We start from the raw sequence: 22063 nt of genomic DNA on the forward strand, positions 1-22063 counted from the left end.
CCCCCGCAAGCCGCCCCACTGTCCTCCCACCCAAACACCCCCAACACCTTGACGCACTGCCCACTGACGCACTAACTCACCGGCCTCACTCCTGCGCCACCATCTCCACCAGACTCAGAAACACCTCCGCCGCCCAGCTCAACTCCGTCTGGCCGGACCAATGGGCCGCACACGTCATTTGCGCCCGGGGGCCGGGCAGCTCCAGCTGGATCAATTGCCCAGCAGAGACCAATCTTGACGCGGCACGCTCTGACAATAACGCGATCCCCTGTCCCACTCGCGCCAGCTCCCGCACGGCCTCAATCCCGGGCAAATGCCACACCCTCGCATTCTGCCGTTGTCCGGGCGTCAGTTTCCGCTCCAGAAAACACCTCACGCTCGTCGCGCAACTGGTCAACAGGGGCTGTTGCTCAAAAATCGCTGCATCCACCTGTGGCTTCCGAGCCAGCGCATGAAATCCCGCCACATACAGGCCCAGGGTATCTTGCACCAGATCCCGCCGCACCACATCCGGTGAACTGCGAGCCTGCCAGGTAAGCAGAAGGTCCAGCTCTCCCGACATGAGCTGCTGCACGGCGCGTTCATCTTCACTGTCCCCCAGCACCGGTTCAAAGATGGCCATGGGGAAACACTCCATGAAGTCCGGCAGCACGCGGGGCAGCATGGTCACACTGAAGGTCTCCGGCATGAGCACCCGCAGCTTGCGGGGATTCCCCTGCACCACCGCCACTTCCTTTCTCAAGCTGGCCATGCGATTGAGCACCTCCTCTGCCAGAGGCGTCAGGCGCATGCCAGCCCGGGTCAGCGTCACGCGCGGCCCGTGCCGCTTGAAGAGATTACAGTCAAACTCCTCCTCCAGCGTCTTGATGGCATGACTCACGGCCGAGGGGGTGAGGTTGAGGCGGTCCGCCGCCGCGACGAAACTCGACGTCTGGGCAGCGGCCAGAAAGACCTGCAACCTGCGGGAATCAATGGCACCGGACTCCGGCGGACTGGATGTGGGGGATTGAAGGACGCTCATCCGCAGCAAAATTCATGTTGCAAGGTGGGACTCGCGTCACCGCAAGGATGATGCCATGAGCGTGACAAGCTGCGTCAGCACCATCGCTCTCTTGCAGATTCACACCTCCCATGCGGGGAAAACCGGCCTGGCTCCACATCGCCTTCGCGTGATCCAAGGTTGAATTCTTTTCAGCATGTCACGGCTGGCACGGCAGGACAGCGGCACGCCCGGTGCTTGGTGATGCGTGCCAATCGAAATTACCGCCCCGGTCCATCTGGGACGGCTTTCGAGGAAGCCTCGATTCCCGGTCATTACCGGATTCGATGAAACAGCAAACCGTCACCTAATCTAACTAGATGAAACAGCGAACTCCAAGTCTTCATCGCAGGTTGCTCCCGGTCGTCGGGCTGCTTGCGTTGTCTGCCATCACAGCCTCCGCCAAGCCGCCCACATCAGAGGTGAACACCACCGGTCTTGCCGTCACTGATGACACAGTGACCGTAGGCCAGCTTCACTCGGCCACGGGTACCATGGCCATCAGTGAAACCGGCTCCATCCAGGCCGAGCAGCTTGCCATTGACCAGATCAATGCCGCAGGCGGCGTGCTGGGCCGGCAGATCAAGGTCATCAAGGAGGACGGTGCCAGTGACTGGCCCACCTTCGCTGAAAAGGCCAAGAAGCTCCTTGTGAGTGACAAGGTCGGCACGGTGTTCGGCTGCTGGACCTCCGCCTCCCGCAAGGCGGTGCTCCCCGTATTCGAGAAGGAGAACGGCATGCTCTACTACCCCACCTTCTATGAAGGTCTGGAGCAGTCCAAGAACGTGATCTACACCGGCCAGGAGGCCACGCAGCAGATCATCGCCGGCCTGGACTGGATCGTGAAGGAAAAGAAGGCCAAGACCTTCTACCTCATCGGCTCCGACTACATCTGGCCCCGAACCTCCGCCAAGATCGCCCGCAAGCACATCGAGAATGTGATCAAGGGCACCGTGGTGGGTGAGGAGTACTACGCTCTGGGTCACACCCAGTTCGGTTCGCTGATCAACAAGATCAAGCTCAAGAAGCCGGATGTGATCTACGCCATCGTCGTGGGCGGTTCCAACGTGTCCTTCTACAAGCAGCTCAAGGCCGCCGGCATCACCAGCGCCAAGCAGACGCTCCTCACCATCTCCGTCACGGAAGATGAGGTGCTCGGCATCGGCGGTGAGAACCTCGTGGGGTTCTACTCCGCGATGAAGTACTTCCAGAGCCTCGACAACGAGAACAACAAGACCTTCGTCAAGGCCTTCAAGGACAAGTACGGCGCCAACAGCGTGATCGGTGACGTGACCCAGGCCGGCTACCTCGGCCCCTGGTTGTGGAAAGCAGCGGTGGAGAAGGCCAACAGCTTCGACATCGACAAGATCGCCGCCGCCTCCCCTGGTCTTGAACTGACCACCGCCCCTGAGGGTTATGTGAAAGTACACCCCAACCACCACCTGTGGAGCAAGCTCCGCATCGGCCAGTGGGGCACAGACGGCCAGGCCAAGGTCCTCTATGAGTCCGAGCTGATCGAGCCCGATCCGTTCCCGAAAGGCTATCAATAAGCCGCCCCTTTCTCCGCCCTCCCTGCACGCCGCGGCTGTTCGCCTGAAAGCGGTCGCGGCCCATGCAGGGGGCGGCGGAGACCCTTCCCCTTCTCTCCGCCCCTCTTTCCTTTTGCTCCGCCCGGCCCTCCGGCGCGCTCACCCCCCCCCTCATTCAACTCTTTCTCCACCTATGGAATCCTACAGTTGGGAAGACCTCCAGAACATTTTCCTCATGCAGGGCTTCGCGGGCATCAGCCTCTTTAGCGTGCTGCTGCTGATGGGCCTCGGGCTCGCCGTCATCTTCGGCCAGATGGGCGTCATCAACATGGCCCACGGTGAATTCATGGCTCTAGGAGCCTACACCGTCTATCTCTGCTCCACCCTTACCGCGGAGTATGCCCCCTCTTTCGGCCCCTACTACTTCGTGGTGGCCATCTTCATTGCCTTCATCATCTGCGCCCTCGTCGGGGCGGCGGTGGAGTGGCTCATGATCCGGCGTCTCTATCACCGGCCTCTGGACACGCTCCTGGCCACCTGGGGCCTCAGCCTCATCATGCAACAGACTTTCCGCTCCACCTTCGGCGCCCGTGAAGTCACTCCCACGCTCCCTGAGTGGCTCATGGGATCTTACTCCCCCAAGGAAGGTCTCGACATTCCCATCAACGGCATGTTCGTCCTCGGGCTCGCCATCGCAGTTTCCCTCGCGCTGCTGCTCTTCATGTACAAGTCCTCGTTCGGTCTGCGTCTGCGCGCCACCGTGCAAAACCGCAAGATGAGCGGTGCCGTGGGCATCAACACCAACTCGGTGGACCGCCTCGCCTTTGCGCTCGGCTGCGGCATTGCCGGCATCGCCGGTGCGGCCTTCACCACCATCGGCTCCACCGGACCAGACAGCGGCAGCCGCTACATCGTGGATGCCTTCCTCGTCGTGGTCTTCGGCGGTGCCGCCAGCCTCATGGGTTCTCTTGCCTCCGCCTTCGGCATCGCCCAGGCGCAGTCCATCCTCGAGTTCTTCCTCGAAGGCACCAAGGGCAAAGTCGCCACCCTCCTGGTCATTGTGGTTGCCCTCATGATCCGGCCTCAGGGGCTCTTCCCCAGCAAGGTTCGCGCCCATTAATCCCATGCGACTCAGCCCCCCTCACCCATCCACTCAATCATGATCTTCTTTCGAACGCTCTTTAAAACCAAGGGAGAAGCCATCTCCTTCGCGGTGTTCGTCGCGCTCATCGCGATCATCCTGCCGCTGGCCCTGCCCATCTTCCGGCTCAATCTTGTGGGCAAGTACCTCAGCTACGGCTTCGTCGCCATCGGCCTGGTGCTGCTCTGGGGACGCTGCGGCATCCTCAGCCTCGGCCAGGGGGTCTTCTTCGGCCTCGGTGGTTACTGCATGGCCATGTTCCTGAAGCTGGAGGCGTCAGACCCTGTTAGCACCTCCATCCAGACCACGCCGGGCATCCCGGACTTCATGGACTGGAACCAGATCACCCAGCTCCCTTGGTTCTGGGAGCCGTTCAAGAGCTTCACCTTCGCCTCGTGCGCCGTGTTCCTCCTGCCCGGTCTCATCGCCTTCATCATCGGCTGGGCCATGTTCCGCCGCCGGGTGGGTGGCGTGTACTTTGCCATCATCACCCAGGCCATCGCCCTCATCCTGTCTCTCGGGATTGATGGCAACCAGGGCTTCACCGGGGGCCGAAACGGCATCACCGACCTGAAGACCCTGCTGGGCTGGGACATCCGCACCACCGGAGCGCAGTACACCCTGTACTTCCTCTGCGTCTTCCTCCTGCTGGCCAGCGCCCTGCTTGCCAAATACATCATCAACACCCGCTTCGGCCGGGTGCTGATGGCGATGCGGGATCGTGAGGACCGGGTGCGTTTCTCCGGCTATGACGTTGCCATGTGCCGAACCTTCGTGTTCGCCCTGGCGGCCATGCTCTCCGGTCTGGGAGGGGCGCTCTTCGTCCTGCAGGTGGGTTTCATGTCGCCCTCCCTGGTGGGCATCATCCCCTCCATCGAGATGGTCATCTTCACCGCCGTGGGTGGACGTCTCTCCGTCATCGGTGCCATCCTCGGATGCCTCATCGTGAACTTCGGCAAGACCGCCTTCTCTGAAGCCTACCCGGACGCCTGGCTCTACCTCATGGGTGGCACCTTCATCGCCGTGGTCATGTTCTTCCCGGATGGCCTGGCAGGCATCATTGAGAAATCCGGCACCATCAAGACGAAGCTCGTCACCCTGGGCGCAGGTTTGATGAAAAAACTCAAGCCCGCCGAGTCCGCTGAAAAAGCATCCGCCGCCGTTGCAGAAATCCCCAAGACCGCTGAACCATGAGTGACCGCAATTTCGTCCTGGAAGTCGAAGACCTTGGCGTCTCGTTTGACGGCTTCAAAGCCGTGGATGGCTTCAACTTCTACCTGAACCGCAACTCCGTCCACGTCATCATCGGCCCCAACGGGGCTGGCAAGACCACCGTGCTGGACCTCATCTGCGGCAAGACCCGCGCCACCAGCGGCAGCATCCGGTTCAAGGACCGGGAGCTCCGCGGCACGCGGGAGTACAAGATCGTCAGGCTCGGCGTGGGCCGGAAGTTCCAGAACCCCTCCATCTATGAAACCTCACGGTGCTGGAGAACCTGGAACTCTCCCACCCCACCGGCCGCGGGGTCTTTGGCTGCCTGTTCTTTCGGCGAACCCCGGAGATCATGGGCAAATGCCTCGAGATCGCAGAGCAGATCGGCCTCGCAGACAAGCTGGACACGGAGGGCGGCATCCTCAGCCACGGCCAGAAGCAGTGGCTGGAGATCGGCATGCTCCTCATGCAGAACCCGGAGGTCATCATGCTGGATGAACCCGTCGCCGGCATGAGCGTGCGCGAGCGCCAGGAGACCTCCCAGCTCATCCGCAAGATCAGCCAGAACCGCTCGGTCATCGTCATCGAGCATGACATGGAGTTCGTGAAGGAGATCGCTGACCGCGTCACGGTCATGCACATGGGCAAGGTCATCTCGGAAGGCTCCATGGAGACCGTGCAGAACGACCCCAAGGTCATCGAAGTTTACATCGGCCATTAACCCGCCCCCCAACATGTTTGACGTCAAGAACCTGCAAGTCGCCTACGGCCAGAGCGTCGTCATCCCGGACCTCACCTTCAGCGCCGCCGAAGGCGAAATCGTCGGAATTGTCGGCCGCAACGGCATGGGCAAGACCACCCTCTTCCGCAGCCTCATCGGCATGATCCCCACCGTGTCGGGTAAAGTCACTGTGGGCACCTCAGAGATCACGCACAAGCCCTCCTACAAGCGGGTGGCAGAGGGCGTCGCCTTCGTGCCCCAGGGCCGCATGATCTTCCCCTACCTCTCCGTGTATGAGAATCTCATCTCCGGTGTGAAGGGCAGTGTCAATGAAGAGGATGTGAACGAGATCTACGCCCTCTTCCCCGTCCTGCGCGACATGAAGGGGCGCAAGGGCGGCAACCTCTCCGGCGGTCAGCAGCAGCAGCTCGCCATTGGCCGGGCTCTCATGACCAAGCCGCGCGTCCTGCTTCTTGATGAACCTACCGAAGGCATCCAGCCCTCCATCATCAAGGACATCTCCCGCAGCCTGCGCGAGATCCGCGACCTCAAAAAGCTCACCATCATCGTCAGCGAGCAGGTTCTCAGCTTCGTGCTCGATACCTGCGACCGAATCGCGGTGATCGACAAGGGCAAGCTCATCCGGGAGGACAAACGCGAGTCCGTCGATGCCTCCAAGATCAAAGCCATGCTTTCCGTCTAGCCGCTGCCCTGCCCCGCCTGCCACCAACCCAATCCCCCAAAACAGACAAGTAACTACGCCCAAGCATACGTCATGAAAACACTGATCAAAGTAGACCTCAACGCCACGCCTGAATCACAAGACTACCTTCACAACCGCTGGCACCCGGATCTGCCCATGGTGGCCTATGTCAAACCCGGCGACGAATTCCGCGTCGAGTGCATCGACTGGACCGGCGGACAGATCGTCAATGACGACAAGGCCAACGACATTCTGGACGTTGACCTCTCCAAGGTGCACTACCTGAGCGGCCCCATCGGGGTGGAAGGTGCCGAGCCGGGCGATCTCCTCGTGGTGGACATTCTGGACGTGGGCGTCCTTCCAGAATCCGCTTGGGGCTTCACCGGCATCTTCGCCAAGACCAACGGCGGTGGTTTCCTCGTGGACCACTATCCGGATGCCCGCAAGGCCTGCTGGGACTTCCACGGCATCTATACCTCCTCCCGCCACATCCCCGGTGTGGAATTCGCCGGCATCATGCACCCCGGCTTGATCGGCTGCCTTCCCTCCAAGGAACTGCTCGATACCTGGAACACGCGCGAGAAGGAGCTCTACGACACCGAGCCTGATCGAGTCCCCGCACTTGCCACTCTGCCCTACGCCCCTACCGCCCACATGGGCAAGCTCAAGGGCAGCGAGGCCGCTGCAGCCGCCGCCGAAGGTGCCCGCACCGTGCCCCCGCGTGAACACGGCGGCAACTGTGACATCAAGAACCTCACAAAGGGTTCCAAAGTTTACTTCCCCGTCTATGTGAAAGACGGCGGCCTCTCCATGGGAGACATCCACTTCAGCCAGGGGGACGGGGAAATTACCTTCTGCGGTGCCATTGAAATGGCCGGCTACCTCGATCTCCGCGTCAGCCTCATCAAGGGCGGCGTGGCCAAGTACGGCGTGGTGAACCCCATCTTTGAACCCAGCCCGCTTTCCCCCGAGTACAAGCGCCACCTCATCTTCGAAGGCATCTCCGTGGACGAGAAAGGCCAGCAGCATTACCTCGATCCGCATGTCGCTTACCGCATGGCCTGTCTCAACGCCATCGAGTACATGAAGAAGTTCGGCTACACCGGGGAGCAGGCTTACGCCATCCTCGGCACCGCCCCGGTCGAAGGCCGCATCAGCGGCATCGTGGATATCCCGAACGCGTGCGCCACCCTCTGGCTGCCTACAGAGATCTTCGACTTCGACATCCGACCGAATGCGGATGGCCCCTCCATCAAGGTGCCCCCGGGCGTGGATCTCGCCTCCGTCGTCTAGTTCCGTCCCTCGTCTCAAGCTTCTCAATCACCTCTCCCCCTCCATCAGCCATGCCCGTCTACGACTACACTTGCCAGGAATGCGGCGATTTCGTCCTCTTCCGCACCGTCGAGGAACGCAACCACGCCGCCAGCTGCCCCTGTTGTCAGGGCGTCGCCCAGCGATTCATCAGCGCGCCCAACCTCGCCCTGATGAACCCCGTCAAGCGTCGCGCCCACTCCGTCAACGAGCGCAGCCGGCACGAGCCCCGAGTCAGCAACGCCCATCAGTGCAGCTCCCGCTGCGGGTGCGGCACCCCAGGCGGAACCAAGATCCGGCCCGACCGGAAGAAAAAAACCCGCCTTGGCGTCATGCAAACTCAAAAAAGTGGGTCACGCCCTTGGATGTTGGGTCATTAGCGAATGTCAGTGTGTAGTTAGGTGAGAAAAGCAAAAGCAAGCCGGATGCCCTTGTGAGGGGGGCATCCGGCTATTTTTTTGGTCCCCTGAGGTCAGCCAAGGATGCCTGAGGCATCCCTCATGTGTTCAAGATCCGACTTTATCGGCTACCGAAGGAGGCATCCTGAGCAACTGGTGCAACCGCTGCGAAAGCAGGTGCAGGGCCGGGGCTGCCAGGGCCGGGGCTGCCAGGGCCGGGTCTCCCACTTCGGATGCCGGAGGCATCCCAGCCATTAGCCGGACGGTTGAAGGAGCGTAGCGACTGATACCTCCGGGACCAGCAGAAGAGATTCACCATCCCGGAGGGATGGCAGCAATGTCCTCTCGCATGAAATGCCCCCAACTCAGGTGTGGATGCCGCCCCCACGTCCCTCCACCGGCATCTACCCACCACAGACCTCCCAAGAGCCGGGACGGCTCTTCTACATTCCCCCCCTGCTCATCCGTACATTCGATCGCGCATGATCATCCGGCTGGAAGCCAGTGCCACTAGATGCCAATCCCCGAAGGGGATTTCTACCACAGCCCAAGGTTGGACGAGCTTCAAGCGAGTCAACCTTGGGTACCGCACCCGAGCGAACCTCAGGTGTGGAGGCCAACACCATCCCCTTCCTCTCCACCACCTTCATCATCCCCACGTCCCTCCACCTCAGATCTCCCAATAACCGCAATAGCTCACCACCTTCCCCTCAGGTCTGACGTCTTTCGTCTTCCCGACTTGCGTCTCCGGCTTCGCCGGAACTTTGTGCTTCCCATCTGGATTCCTCCCGATAGCATCGCCGCTTTCCCGCCGTTTGGTCCAGCTCATGTCCTCCGCCTCGTCCGCTTCCCCTTCCCAGCCCTCGGCGCTCGACCGCGCTCGCAAGAAGGCTTTTTACCGGATCATTCCGCTGCTGTTCATCAGCTACATGATCGCCTACGTGGACCGGCAGAACGTGGCCGTGGCCAAGCTCACCATGACCAAGGACCTCGTGGGGTTCACGGATGCCGTCATCGGGTTCGGCGCAGGCATCTTCTTCATCGGATACTTCCTCCTGGAGATCCCCGGATCCCTCATCGTGGAGAAGTGGGGCGCGCGGCGCTGGATCAGTCGCATCATGGTCACTTGGGGCATCATGGCTGCACTCACCGCCGCCGTGCACACCCCGGTTCAGTTCTACACTGTCCGGTTCCTGCTTGGCCTCGCAGAGGCGGGCTTCTTCCCAGGGGTGATCGTTTACCTCACCCATTGGTTCACCGATCGGGATCGGTCCAAGGCCCTGGCCATGTTCCTGGTGGCGACCCCATTCGCCCAGATGGTCAGCCCCAAGATCTCGTACCTGCTTCTGAAGATCGGTACGACCGAAGTCGTCAACGGCCAGACCATCACCCATCCCCTTGTCTTGGGGATGACAGGTTGGCAGTGGGTGTACGTCTTCTGGGGCATCCCGGCAGTCATGATGGGTTTGATCGTGTTCTTCATCATGAAGGACCGGCCTCGTCAGGCCTCCTGGCTGACCGATGAAGAGAAAGAAGCCCTCGAGAGCGAGTTGGAGCGTGAACGGGCCGTGAGATCCCGTGGCAAGCGCATGAAGGTGAGCGAGGCCCTCCGCCACCCAAAAGTGCTGCTGATGGCATGGGCCTACTTCAGCATCGTCACCTGCAGCTACAGTATCGAGTTCTTCATGCCCAGCGTGCTGAATGACTGGTACCACATGAATCTCAACACACTCACCTGGCTCATCATCCTGCCCCCTGCGCTCGCGCTTGTCGGCCAGTTGGTGGGCGGTTGGAGCTCTGACCACTTCCAGGAGCGCCGCCTTCACGCCTGCTTGCCCATCGTGGTGGGGGCCACCGCCCTGGCCTGTGCTCCCATGACCCAGGGGAACCTGCCACTCACCGTGGCTTGTTTCATGATCGGCTTCGCCGGGTTCAAGACCTACATGCCCGCCTTCTGGTCTCTGCCCAGCACCTTCCTCACGCAAGCCGCGGCGGCCGGCAGCATCGGACTCATCAACTCCTTTGGAAACCTCGGCGGTGCCCTCGGTCCCTACATCATGGGCAAGGTGAAGACTGTCACCGGCTCGTTTGTCGGCGGTCTCTACTTCATCAGCTGTTCCATGTTGCTCTCCGCCATCATCATCTACTTCCTCGGTCTCGGTGTCCGGAAGAAGGAGAAGGAAGAGGCCGAAGAACAGAAGCTCCTGGACGGGCTTCCCGAGAAGTAGGCAGAAACAAGGGCCATTGAAAGGCACCCTTGGGCGGACGTGCTGAGGGCTGAAAGCCCGGGGTTATACTCAGCCTTGGGCAATGCCCAAGGCTGGCGGTAGTTTCAGACATTTGAGGGCTGCAGGCCCGACGTCATTCAGGGATGCTCGTCATGGGCACGCTTGATGAGGCCGAGCCTTCTGCCCTCCTGAGGAGAACAAACCAACCGCGTGCGATTGGGGTGGCAGCCAGGGAACCACCTTGAGGCGCCCGTCTCAGGCCGAAGTTGATCCCAGTATGGGATCTGTAACACAGCCCAGCGGTTGGACGAGCCTCAAGCGAGTCAACCCTGAGTACATCCGCAGAGGATGAACAGGTGGGAAGGCCGATAGCATCTGCTTCCTCCCCACCGCCATCAACACATCCAAGTCATACCCCGAGGTTCCTTGGCAGGCATTCCCACCTGCAAATAAAGGCCGGCTCGATAAGGAACTCTCGATTGGCAGCGTTTCCTTCATCATGAAGTTATCTTATCACGCTGTCCTCATCGCCGGTGCCTGCATGGCTTTTGGCCTGCATTCCAACGCATTTGCCGAAGAGAAGAAGCCCTTCCATTTTGCCCACCGTGGCGGCGCGCACGAGTTTGAGGAAAACACCCTCTTTGCCTTCAAAAGCAGCTACGACAAAGGCCTGCGCGGCTTTGAGCTGGACGTCCGCATGACCAAGGACGGCGCACTCGTGATTCTGCATGATGACTCCCTGGACCGCACCCACAACGGCACCGGCCCAGTCGAGCAGTTGAACTCCGATGCCGCAGCCAAGATCACTTCCAAAAAACAGCACGAACCCCTGCTCTTCCTGGACCAACTCCTCGAATACCTCAAGGACAAACCGGGCATGTACGTGGAGTTTGAGATGAAGACCAGCAACAAGACCCTGTATCCAGATGCGGTCATTGATGACTACGCAGCAAAGGTCTATCGCAAGGTCACTGCTCACGTCCCGGCAGGCTCCAGTTACGTCTTCACTTCATTCGACCAGCGGCCCCTCATCGCTCTGAAGAAGATCGATCCCAAGGCCGACATCATGCTGATCAAAGGTGGCCCCCTCACCCCCGAACTGATGGAATCCGCCAAAGCCATCGGATCCAAGAGAATCGCTGCCAAGATGGAAGGCACCACCCGCCTCGCTGTGAAAGAAGCGCAAAAGCAAGGCTTCATCGTCACCGGCTGGCCCGGCCGTGACCTCAATGACTATTTCCTCGGCCTCGGCCTGGGCGTCGATGCCATCTGCACAGATGTTCCGGTAATGGTGCAGGAGTACATCGAGAGCAAGAAGTAGCCGATTCGCGCATGCGCGTCAGCTCAACAAGATACAGCATCCGCGAGGAGGTCGTCTCAGTATCCTCATAACGACGTCCTCCACGCCAAAGGCGTGATACAAAACAGCCCGGGGTCAGACCGCGAAGCGGTCGCCACCCCGGGTACCACGTGATAGTGATGGAACTCCAAGGGAGTTCTACAAACCGTCCAGTCAACTCGGAGACGATCCTCCCGCATTCGGTGGAAACCTCAGGGATGCGGCAAGAGTCTGTAGAACTCACCTCGGAGTTCTGGCTCATCTTCCCATGCACCCAGGGTGGCGGCTCGCACCTCGCCTTACCCTGGGCTACTTTGTATGACGCCCTTGGCGTCAGGCTTCACGCAACTGAACAGTGCCACCTGCGAGACTGCCATCCTTTCGTTCATCACGCCATTCAACGCCAACCCGTCACTCAGCCGGACCCAGCCCCCCGTAGCCTCGCCTGAACGAAGAACGTACTCAAGGCAACAACACTTCCCATCAGCATGACCGTGGGAATAATGATCATGAGATGAAAATCCCCGCGCCGCCACCACATGGCGAATCCCCAGGTCCAGACTCCCGTATACAGCATCGCGACACCAAACAAGCCCCACGAAACGAGGCGACTGCACTGCGCCTTCTTTTGCCCACGCCAGAACGCAGTCAGCGGCAAACCGAACCCGCCGACAGCCAGTCCCAAATAGAGGCTGAACCAGCGAACATCGTTCCAAAACTCTTTACGGAGCCAGTAGTCCCACCCCTCTTTGGGAGTGCTCTCAAACCTGGCCAATTGGGAGGAGCTTTCGAAAGTGCCGATGTAGCCCAGCCACAAGAGGACCATCGAGGCCAAGAGACAAAGAAACGAAAGCAGAAGCGCGACAACCCTCATGATGGTGGAACTACTGCGGAAACTCCTTCTGTGAGAGTCACCGTCGATGGGATCGACTGCACAACTCCAAAGTCCATGGGCTTCCTCCTCATGCTGTGATCTTCGCCTTCACAGTCCGACAAATTTGATTGAAGAAGCAACATGCCTTCGCGTGCGTGTCTTGGTCGAGCATGACCGGTGGAGCGTTAGGGTCCCCGCCCAGAATCAGTGGATGCACGCAGTGAACTTCTTTCTCAAAGTGCAAATAAGATGATGTCACCTCATTCAATCGAGTGAGGCCGGCCTCGAACTCTGCGATGCCGGCGTAGCGCTCCTTCCGATACCCCTCTTCGAGCGGAATCCAATCGACCAGATAGAGGTGAGAATCGGGTCCGAGACATAAGGCGTCAAGACCTATGGAGCCCCAAGGCTCATAGTCGGGGAGGAAGGTCTCGAAATCGTAGAGCCGCGCGATTCGTTTACGGTCGGCATCGGCGTAAATCCGAACGTATTCTTCGCCGAGCCATCCTTCACGCTGCCTTGTCATGGTTTTGCCTTACGACCAAAGCTCAGCACCCATGCCCACGGGACGCTATGTTTGCAACCGCGACGCTTAAGCCGGGTCCGCTGTAGCACATGGTTAGGCCACGGATCTTGGTCTGTGTTCATACTCGGCTCGCTGTCCCGCTGGAACAACGTGCTGCAACATCTCACGCTCGCAAGCACCAAACTCTTCGAATTTCGCTCGCCCTTGCCCTGGCTTTGCCGATCGTCATAGTGTGCCTCCATCTGGCCAGTGTTGCCAATGGGTAATGTGCGGCTCGTCAGTCTCATACCGAGAAACTTCACCGCTGGCGAGCACCTCAGCCAATTGACGAAATGTCTCGGTCTCGCTGGGCAGTTCCTCAGAACAGACATCGGGATGGTGCCAGTCCTCCAATACAAGAATTTCATCAAGCTCAGCCGGAACACTGGCTCTCCGTTCAGAAAAAGTAGCCAACACGTAATCTCGATGGTGATGAGCCAGAAACCGACACAACTCGAAGATCGCTGGGCGATCGCCCTGAATCTCGATCCCTACAGGCAGATACTGCTCGCGAGATGGCAACCTGATAGCCGTGCTCCGGAGTGTCACGGTGCCGGATGGTGAAACCGCCTCCGGCTCGTCTTCGTCAATCCATCTCCCCTCTTCAATCGGGTGAAAAAAGCGCGACTCGTTGTTGGGGTTGTTAGCGAGGTAGGCTTGATGTGCTTCGGGGGTGACATACTCCTGCACGCTGTTTCGATTGTGCAGGCGACTGCCGAATGTGTGAACTTGGACATCAGGCAAACCCGATCGAGGCGAGAACCCGAAAATCTCAATGACCATAGCCCAATCATCGTCTGAGCGGTGCAATGACAGCCTGCTGGCAGCCAGATACACATAGCCATTGTCTAGCATGGGAAATGTGAAACTTCGGCAACAGGCGTCCAAGACCTGCAAGATAGATGCAGGATCGTGTCGATTGGAGGTTACGCGTTGCATTTGGCCGAACGGATTGAGCTGAACCGACCACTGAGGCGGAGTCAAGCCTCGAATCGGCGGATGATGCTGAAATCGAAATGGCGAACCTCCGGCGCGGAACCCCAGAGGTTGGCTCCTGCGCCTGGTTCACCCTCGCTGGCAACTGTAATGCAGTCATTGCTGAGATAAACCCACAGGACACCACGATTGCAACAGTGACACGATGGCCGGGATCGCAGCAGCGATTGGCTAGGCGACGTTGGTGAAGACTTCATTGATGAACGCTGCCTTGGCGTGGGTATAGGCTTCACGGTCGTCGCGGTGCTGCTCGGCAAGCTCGTGCTTAAGGCGCTCATAGCGTGAGGCGACGGCCGCATCCGATCGCAGCAAGTCGCGGAACTGCAAATGCGATGTCCAGTGTGGGCCATCGAAGACGACAAGGTGGAGATGATGTGTCCGCCTGCCGTTCGCGTGCCGCATGAGCCAGCGTCGATCCGACAGAGTGGCGTTGAACTCGGCAGAAGTCACGTAGCCGTGCGCGCACAACGGCTCCAACAATGCATCGGCCTCGCTGATGGAGCCCACTCCGGCAAGAATGTCGACAATCGGTTTGGCGGCGAGTCGCGGAACGGCGGTGCTCCCGATATGTTCGATGGCGGCAAAACAGCCTGGCAGAAGCCCAAACAGGCGATCCCGTTCCGCTACGAACTGTGCAGCCGACCGCGAATCGTGTTTCGTGATGGACTTCTTCGGAGATGGCGTGGGTTAAGGAAGTGTCTGTCTCCATGATCAAATAAGTGAAGACGTGAGAAGTCGCTTAACGTCTAAGCTGTGGAGACGGCGAGCGCAAGACTTCGCTAACACAAACAACCTCCAAAGCCTCAAGCCTCGAATACGTCACCTCACTGCGAAGCCCCCTTTCGTCTCAGAAATTCTCAGCGACGCCAAAGGCGTCATACAATTCAGCCCAGGGTAAGGCGAGGCACGAGCTGCCACCCTGGGATAATTGCCGAATGGACTAGAACTCCGAAGTGAGTTCTACAGACCGTGGCGTCGTCCTGTGACGCCCAAAAGAATTCAAACCGGTGATAATCTGGCCGTCGGGAGCGTTTGTGGAGCAGGTTAGGCCATGATCGTGTATCCATACTGGCTCAAATAGTCTTTCACTTTTTGCCATCGGGCTTCCGCGAGCCGGGAGTAATCCTCGCGCCAGTCACGGCATGACTGGAGATACTCATCTGAAGCATTGCACATAAAGTCACCGATCGCATCCGAATCGAACGCAACGCCGTGCTCGCGCAAAGCCCGTTCATAGTCCTGCAGTATCTCCAATGACTCCATGTCGCCTGCCGCCCTCAGTCCGGCCAAGATCTCTGGGTAATACTCAATTCCGGAATGCATGAAGAAGTGATCCCAACCTTCCATGTCCGCGCAAGTCTCAAGGTCAACAAGCAAATACACTAGTCGCTCTTGCGACGTGAGACTCTTCGGGTCTGTCAAACCTCGACTATAGACTGCTTGAATGTCGAGTATCGCGATCATGCCCTAACGGCTAAGTTGTGGCGACGGTGAGCGCAAGACTTCGCTGACACGGCAGTCTTCTACTCGAGCCGTTGCCGCCAGAGTCTTGTGCGTCCTCGTTCGCAAATATGTGCCACTCATGGCGGCAAGCTGGCGGCGTCCAATATGAGTTCAAGCTGGTCCTCAATGATGTGTGAGCGTGGTGGCGGCAGTGTGGACTCGGTGCCGGTGGGTGAAAAGCCGTGTCTGAGATATAGCCTCCGGGCGGGAAGGTTGTGTCGGCCAACGTCGAGCAACAATCTCCCAACGCCCTGACTCCTCGCCTGAGCTATCGCAGACGACATAAGAGCATCTCCAACACCCATTCCCCGGTGCTCTGGAGCCACCCAGACCGCAAAAAGACCGCAGTCGGGTGGAGAACGAAACGGCCCCAGCACGGCGATCCCAGACTCGCCTGGCTCGACCGCAATGAATGTCACGGAGCCCGATGACTGGAGGCGGTCTATCCACCACTCGGGAGACCTCTGAGACTCATCCTCGAAAGTGGAACCAAATGCGTCTGGCGTGTCTCGAAGAGCCGCCAGCCTGAGCCTCTGGACTCGCTGCCAGTCTGACGGAGAAGCTATCGCTACGATGGGCATGGCGAATGGCGCTATTGGTTGAGCGAACGTCTAAGCTGCGCCGACGGCGAGCGCAAGACTTCGCTGACACGACAATCTGCTACGAGCCGTTACCACCAGCGCTTTGCTCGACTGAGTGTTGGTGGCGTGGTCTCATGGTTTAGTCAGATCGTGGACTTGGGTTGCAGGCAGGCCATAGGCCTTGCCGATCTTCTCAAGGAGGATTCGACCTGCGACAGGGTCGGTCATGCCCAATACCCATCGCCAACCGCCATCATTCTGTTGGCCGCGAGTGGAGAATCCTCCGTAGTCCTGCCCCTCGATTCTGAAAAGATAAAAGTCACCTGGGTCCGGATTGCGCGGAGCCCCTGTCTTTTCGATATCAATCTCAAGCCAGTATCGAGTTTTGTCCTCAGTATCAAATCTGAAAACCGCGCGCGTCAGCTGAAGGCGTACGGCCTTGAATCGGAGCACAAACTCACCGTCCTTGAGTTCATACTTTGGCGCATAGCGCTCGTCTCCAGCGACGAACAGCCCCTCCGTTTCCGACGCGCGAAGGAAAGGAACCGTTGAGGCAAACGCGAGTGCCAAGATGAGTGTCTTCATGTTAGGCGAGCACTTCAATCTCAGCGCCCCAGCACACAAGAGGTCACCATGGACACCGGAACGCGATGGCCAGGCGCGCTGCATCGTATGTTTAGGCGCTTCAATGCGATTGAATTTCGGCGAAGTGTTGGTAGCTCTTAGGAGTTATTTTTTGGTTGGCATCCTCACGGCTGGCTTCTTCCAGTCAGGCGGAAGACTGAGATCAAAATTCTTCTTGGAGTCGTAATGCTCAATGAGCAGTTGGTCGTTACCCGGAACAAAGACAAGCCTCTGTATCGCATCGCCGTCTAACTTGAGCGTGTATGAGCCATCCTGCTTCGGAGTCAATCGTCCAGACCGGTCTTCACGTCCCCCGCCAACGATCTTCACGTTCCGACCGGCTGAGATTTCATAAATCCTTACGTGTCCCTGTTTGGCGGAAACCTGCCATGTCCCGGCAACCTTGGCATCGGTTTCGGCTGTCGGTGGAGCGGCAAATGTGGGATCAATGCAAAACAAGAGGATGATCGCTCCTATGGCTAGTCGTAACCAATTGAATATTTGGTGAGGCATATGGCGATGTGGTTTTGAGTTAAGATGGTGCACGTGGGAAGCGCCTAACGTCAAAGATCATGCGACGGCGAGAATCGCGCGTCGCTGACACGAAAGATGCCATACGAGCCGTTGCCTGCATCCGTCTTGTTCGTCATCGAGTCGTGGAGATTCATTCGTCAGTTCCCGTCTCCTCGACAAACTCCTCGGGCTCGGTGGAGGCAAGATCATCGCCAAACAAGTCGCGGTGAATGCGGAGTGCATGTTCCCGGCAGGAACTATGGATGGAGATGAGAATCTGCGAGGCGATGCCAAACCCACGCCCCATATCACCCCAGACGGCGGAGGCATCGTCGCTGCCGGTCGATTGGTCAATCTGGGCATAGACCCCTTCGTCATCAAAGCGCTTCAGCAACTTGAATGCCTCCCCCGGCTGATACCAGCCGAGCGTCTCATAGCCGTCCTCCGAAGGCTCGGGCAATGGCGGCGGTTCAATCTTCATCGGGTTGGAATCTTGAGAGAAGCCTAAGCTGTGCGACGGCGAGATCAAGACTTCGTTGACACGAAAAGCTTCCAAAGCTTCGATCTTCGGACACGTCACCTTACTGCGAAGCACCATTTCCTCTGGGCAATTCATCGCGACGCCTAAGGCGTCACACATCTCAGCCCAGTTAGGCGAGGCACGAGCCGCCACCCTGGGTTCATAAACAGCAGCACCAGAACTCCGAAGTGAGTTCTACAAACCGTGGTACAATCCTGCGGGGTCGACAAAGATGCGGCAATACCCTCGGGTAGCTTGGACCGTTTGTAGAACTCCGTTGGAGTTCCAACTTCGCTACAAGATACCTAGGGTGGCGACCGCTTCGCAGTCTGACCCCGGGCTCTTGCGTATCACGCCGTTGGCGTGAGGTGCTGTCGTCTGAGCAGACACGCATGCGGAACTGTGACCGCTTGCACCGCCTCTACCTGAGGCATCGCCAACCGGGCGGCATGGATGACGTCATCGATGTCATGTTGCTTCTTGTCACTCATGTCTTCAAGCCATCGGCACAATCATTCACCTCCGACTAAGCTTCAACATCAACGCATATCCCCATCCCACAGCAGCCAGGCCAAACAACACAATGCACGTCCATCCGATGACAGATTCGGAAACCAACTTCATGGATGCCGGACGAGTGGTCATCCAGTAGCCACCCCAGACAAACAGCAGACTTCCGAGGATCCCAAGCACAAGCGCCCCGGCGGAATGCCTGTCGGCCATGCTTTGATAAAACTGCCGAATTGGCAGCCGACGGGCCAGTCTCTGAAGGCTTGAGACAAGCCGCCTAAAGGCTAGCCACCCCACCAGACAAAACAGGACCACAACCACCGCGAGGTATCCCAGGAAGACTGCGGGATGATACTTGGCGGGTGACCAGAAGGCGAAGAGAATCGACTGACCGACAATGAACGACCCAAAGCCATACTTCATCAAGGCGAGCTGCCGATTCATGAGCAACGCTTCCGTCTGAGCGTCGGGAATAATGTACGGCCTTGACCAAGGACCTCCCAGGTAGAACAGGCGTCGACCATCTCCGTCGGTGCTAAAGGGCTGTTGGGCCATGTACTTGAAGTACCCCATGGGCAATCAAAATGCCCAAGTTCAGTCCTTTCTTCAAGCCAACAAGCAGTTTTTCTCCGTGATATGGCCAAATCGCCAGGCCCCTCAGAAATGAGGAACAAGCAATTCCACCATGGACGCATCCCCGACTACACCGCCGCAGATGCCTCCACCACAATACTCCATACCGCCAGGAACCAACCCAACATCACCATGAGCGCGAGCACATTCGCGAGCGCCGAAAGACGATTCTCTCGGGAAGCACATTGGAACACGATCAGGCAGGATAGCCCCACCACAGGCACCACCAGCCCGATGAAACCTGCAGTGTCAAAAATGCCAAAGCCCGCTCCTGAAAGCGCCCACTGGATCCATGCGAGGTTGAAGAGAGAATAAACTCCCATTCCCGCGTAGGCGAAGACATCGGCCCTCTTGTAGGTGCGTGAATCCATCGTGAAACCTCCTGAACCCCACCCAATCCCCGGCGGTTGTACTCAAGGCACAATCCGCCCCACATGTTCCACTGATTTACCGTCCTACTGAATTACTGAATTACCGATTTACTGTCTTCCCCGCCTCAGTCGCCCGCATCTTCTGGAACGGCACGCTTTCCACCACGGCCACAACGATGTCCTGGAACTTGTAGCCGCGTTCCTCAGCCTGCTTGGTGAGCTGCTTCACGAAGTACTTGTCCGGGTAGTCCAGACCGCGACCGAGGGAGTAAATCAAGAGGTTCTCCACAAGGCAGCGGGTGAAGTCGTTCTTCTTGTTCGCCACCAGCACCTTGCGCAGTTCCGCTGCGCCGTTGAAGGCCTGGCCGGTGAGCAGTTTGCCCGTGGCATCGATCGGCTGCTTGTTGTCCGTATCGCGCCAGCGGCCGATGGCATCGTAGTTCTCCAGGGCGAAGCCCATGGGATCCAGGAAAGCATGGCAGCTCGCGCAGGCCGGGTTGGAGCGGTGCGCCTCGAAACGCTGACGCAGGGTGCCCGTCACTTTGGCACCACGGTCTTCACCAAAAGCCGGCACGTTCTGCGGAGCCGGAGGCGGCGGGGTGCCGAGGATGTTCTCCAAAATGAACTGACCGCGTTTCACGGGAGAGGTGCGGTTCGGGTGCGAGGTCAGCGTGAGCACACCCGCCTGGGTGAGGATGCCACCTCGCGGCGTGCCTTCCAGGGACACCTTGCGGAACTGCTTGCCCTTCACGTCCTCTTTGATCCCGTAGAACTTGGCGAGGTTCTCGTTCATGAACGAGTAGTCGCTGTCCAGAAACTCCAACACGCTCCGGTTGTCCCGGTAGATGTGGTCGAAGAACATGAGCGACTCCGTCTTCATGTCGTAGGCCAGACGACCCTCGAACTCAGGGAACAGTCGGCGATTGGGGGCCACGAGCTCCACGTCCCGCAGACGCAGCCACTGACCGGCGAAGTTCTCCGCCAGGGACCAGCCCTTCCAGTCACCGATCATGCGGGTCACTTGGGCCCGCAGATTCTTCCGCAACTCACCAGCCGAGGCGAGACGAAGCAACTCGTCATCCGGCGCGCTGGACCAGAGGAAATAAGACAGGCGCGAGGCCAGAGTGAACTCATCCACCAGCACGGCCTCGTTCTCCACCTTGCCTTCCGGCTCGGCACCGCCGCGGAACAGGAACTTGGGCGAGCACAGCATGGCCTCTGTCACCACGCTCAGCGTCTCCTCCAGATCCGCCCCGTCCTTGCTGGCCATCTTGGCCAGGCCCACCAGCTTCTCGAGATCCACTGGATCCAGCGGACGACGGAAGATCTTCAACCCCATCTTGGCAGTCCATTTGGGGATCTCCTCATCGCTCAGCAGGTTGACCGGCTGGTTGTTCAGCGGACCCTGCACGATCACCCGGTGCACCGTGAGGTTACGGTCGCCCGTTTCTTTGCTGTAGGAGTCATTGATGAAGCTCAACTTCAGAGGACGAAGCCCCGGGGTCAGCGGTGTCTTGAAGCTAATCGTCTGCTGCACACCGGTCTTGGCCGTGACCTCCTTGGTGGCCAGATCTTTGTCACCCAGACGCACCGTGAACTTGGCACCCTCTTCCCCCACCTGATCAGCACTGGCCACCACCATGATGCGGTATTCGCCTTCGAACGGGATGTTGATCTCGCGCTCCATGCTGCCGGAGGCGATCATCATCAATCCATCATCATAGAAGTCATTCACCGGCATGCTGGATTCAAAGGCATTCGCCTCCAGCACCATCTGCTGTGCAGCCAGAGCCTTGCCATCCACCAGCCAGTTCACGAACTTGGACTGCCACTGACCACGGAACTTGATCGGCCCCTGCAGCACCACATTCTGCACCAGCAGATTCCGATCCCGCCGATTCGCATCAGCAGCATTGGGATCACCAAAGTCATTGAGGAACGCAACCGTGATCTTGCAGTCGCCTTTTTTCACCGGCACATCCAGGCTGACGCGCTGCCAGTTCTCGTCCGGCTTGTCAGCGTGATATTCCGCCGTCACTTCGCCCTCGCGGACGTCATTGCCGTCCACCTTCACGGCGAACTTGGCCTTTTCCGGACCACTCTGAGTGGCGGAGACATTGAGGATGAGCCGATACACGCCCTCCTCCTTCACATTCACGCGAGTCGTGATCTTGCCATTGGTGAAAAGGGCCGTGGCGCCGTTCAGCTCGCCCCCCTGCCCTTCGGTCACCTTCAGGCCATCGCCCAAGCGCTCCTCTTTGTACACGCCAGGAGGCTTCAGCCAGACAGCCTCGTCTGCCACCTTGCGGGCGGCCTTCATGTACTTCTCCATCAACAAGGGCGAGAGGCTCAGCACGTCGCCGATGTTGTCATACCCATATCCCGTATCATCCGGGGGGAAGGAGCTGGCGGGACGGGACTCCACGCCAAAGACGTCGCGGACCGTGTTATTGTACTCCACGCGATTCAGGCGGCGGAGGGTCACATGGCCAGGGTCAGGCTTGGCGGGGTCGACCCAGAAAACTTGATCGTCGATCCAGCTGATCAGCTGATCCCGAACCTCATTCGTCGGCATCGGCTTGTTTTCCGGAGGCATCACGTGGGTGGTCACGTGCTCCCGCACGCTGTCCCAGAGCTTCCGGTCGCCCAAGATGGCGGCGTAGTCCGTGTTCTTGTCCAGGGCGAAGTTCCCCTTGTCCATGCCATCGCCATGGCAGTCGTAGCAGTACTCCGTCAGCATCGGGAGGACCTT

General features: G+C 58.9%; 20 protein-coding genes and 1 pseudogene. 8 read left to right on the top strand and 13 right to left on the bottom strand.

Annotated features, from left to right (window positions below):
- Positions 1-85: 85 nt before the first annotated feature.
- On the bottom strand, positions 86-1021 hold the full coding sequence (locus BV106_RS27030; RefSeq protein WP_038169989.1) for a LysR family transcriptional regulator: 936 nt from the start codon (positions 1019-1021) through the stop codon (positions 86-88).
- A 338-nt stretch (positions 1022-1359) separates the two neighbouring features.
- Here BV106_RS27030 and urtA point away from each other — a divergent pair, with 338 nt between their 5' ends.
- The 6 genes and pseudogenes from urtA (at position 1360) to fmdA (ending at position 7638) form a co-directional block, all read left to right on the top strand.
- Positions 1360-2589 (top strand): urea ABC transporter substrate-binding protein, encoded by a 1230-nt coding sequence (urtA, locus tag BV106_RS27035; protein WP_038169991.1) that lies wholly within the window; start codon positions 1360-1362, stop codon positions 2587-2589.
- Between the two features lie 172 nt (positions 2590-2761).
- Positions 2762-3688, top strand: a complete 927-nt coding sequence (gene urtB, locus BV106_RS27040; RefSeq protein WP_038169993.1) for an urea ABC transporter permease subunit UrtB — start codon at positions 2762-2764, stop codon at positions 3686-3688.
- A 39-nt stretch (positions 3689-3727) separates the two neighbouring features.
- Positions 3728-4903, top strand: coding sequence for an urea ABC transporter permease subunit UrtC (gene urtC / locus BV106_RS27045; protein ID WP_038169995.1), 1176 nt, complete (start codon positions 3728-3730; stop codon positions 4901-4903).
- Positions 4900-5642: pseudogene (gene urtD, locus BV106_RS39300) on the top strand (urea ABC transporter ATP-binding protein UrtD). Before urtC ends, urtD begins: the two are co-directional and overlap by 4 nt.
- A 13-nt stretch (positions 5643-5655) precedes the next feature.
- Positions 5656-6345 carry an urea ABC transporter ATP-binding subunit UrtE gene (urtE, locus tag BV106_RS27055; protein WP_038169997.1) on the top strand — a complete coding sequence of 230 codons (690 nt, stop codon included), beginning with the start codon at positions 5656-5658 and terminating at the stop codon, positions 6343-6345.
- A 72-nt stretch (positions 6346-6417) separates the two neighbouring features.
- On the top strand, positions 6418-7638 hold the full coding sequence (gene fmdA / locus BV106_RS27060; protein ID WP_038169999.1) for a formamidase: 1221 nt from the start codon (positions 6418-6420) through the stop codon (positions 7636-7638).
- 44 nt (positions 7639-7682) lie between these two features.
- On the opposite strand, the gene BV106_RS38900 is transcribed toward fmdA, so the two are convergent.
- Complete coding sequence (locus BV106_RS38900) at positions 7683-7994, bottom strand: hypothetical protein (protein WP_051946387.1); 312 nt, start codon at positions 7992-7994, stop codon at positions 7683-7685.
- An 887-nt stretch (positions 7995-8881) separates the two neighbouring features.
- Here BV106_RS38900 and BV106_RS27070 point away from each other — a divergent pair.
- A complete protein-coding gene (locus tag BV106_RS27070; protein WP_038170000.1) occupies positions 8882-10282 on the top strand; it encodes an MFS transporter in 1401 nt (466 codons plus the stop codon).
- A 499-nt stretch (positions 10283-10781) separates the two neighbouring features.
- Positions 10782-11603, top strand: coding sequence for a glycerophosphodiester phosphodiesterase (locus BV106_RS27075; protein WP_038170001.1), 822 nt, complete (start codon positions 10782-10784; stop codon positions 11601-11603).
- Positions 11604-12036: 433 nt separating this feature from the next.
- On the opposite strand, the gene BV106_RS27080 is transcribed toward BV106_RS27075, so the two are convergent.
- The 11 genes from BV106_RS27080 to BV106_RS36325 all read right to left on the bottom strand — a co-directional run.
- Positions 12037-12495, bottom strand: a complete 459-nt coding sequence (locus tag BV106_RS27080) for a hypothetical protein (RefSeq protein WP_038170002.1) — start codon at positions 12493-12495, stop codon at positions 12037-12039.
- 88 nt (positions 12496-12583) lie between these two features.
- Positions 12584-13021 (bottom strand): hypothetical protein, encoded by a 438-nt coding sequence (locus BV106_RS27085; protein ID WP_038170003.1) that lies wholly within the window; start codon positions 13019-13021, stop codon positions 12584-12586.
- A 225-nt stretch (positions 13022-13246) separates the two neighbouring features.
- Complete coding sequence (locus BV106_RS27090) at positions 13247-13915, bottom strand: hypothetical protein (protein WP_265596110.1); 669 nt, start codon at positions 13913-13915, stop codon at positions 13247-13249.
- 312 nt (positions 13916-14227) lie between these two features.
- On the bottom strand, positions 14228-14719 hold the full coding sequence (locus BV106_RS27095) for a GrpB family protein (RefSeq protein WP_265596114.1): 492 nt from the start codon (positions 14717-14719) through the stop codon (positions 14228-14230).
- A 381-nt stretch (positions 14720-15100) separates the two neighbouring features.
- The gene (locus BV106_RS27100) at positions 15101-15520 is read right to left on the bottom strand and encodes a hypothetical protein (RefSeq protein WP_038170006.1); all 420 of its coding nucleotides are present in this window, start codon (positions 15518-15520) and stop codon (positions 15101-15103) included.
- Between the two features lie 752 nt (positions 15521-16272).
- A complete protein-coding gene (locus tag BV106_RS27110) occupies positions 16273-16725 on the bottom strand; it encodes a hypothetical protein (RefSeq protein ID WP_038170008.1) in 453 nt (150 codons plus the stop codon).
- Between the two features lie 144 nt (positions 16726-16869).
- Complete coding sequence (locus tag BV106_RS27115) at positions 16870-17277, bottom strand: hypothetical protein (protein WP_038170012.1); 408 nt, start codon at positions 17275-17277, stop codon at positions 16870-16872.
- 151 nt (positions 17278-17428) lie between these two features.
- Positions 17429-17758: a hypothetical protein gene (locus BV106_RS27120; protein ID WP_265596111.1), complete on the bottom strand. Its 330-nt coding sequence runs from the start codon at positions 17756-17758 to the stop codon at positions 17429-17431.
- A gap of 555 nt (positions 17759-18313) precedes the next feature.
- Entirely contained in the window at positions 18314-18751 is a 438-nt protein-coding gene (locus BV106_RS27125; RefSeq protein ID WP_265596112.1) for a hypothetical protein, read from the bottom strand.
- A 257-nt stretch (positions 18752-19008) separates the two neighbouring features.
- A complete protein-coding gene (locus BV106_RS27130) occupies positions 19009-19311 on the bottom strand; it encodes a hypothetical protein (RefSeq protein WP_038170017.1) in 303 nt (100 codons plus the stop codon).
- Positions 19312-19411: 100 nt separating this feature from the next.
- Positions 19412-22063, bottom strand: a 2652-nt coding sequence (locus tag BV106_RS36325) for a DUF1592 domain-containing protein (protein WP_265596113.1), incomplete at its 5' end; no start/stop codon positions are given.

Origin of the sequence: Verrucomicrobium sp. BvORR106 (assembly GCF_000739655.1) — a bacterium.
Lineage (GTDB): Bacteria > Verrucomicrobiota > Verrucomicrobiia > Verrucomicrobiales > Verrucomicrobiaceae > Verrucomicrobium.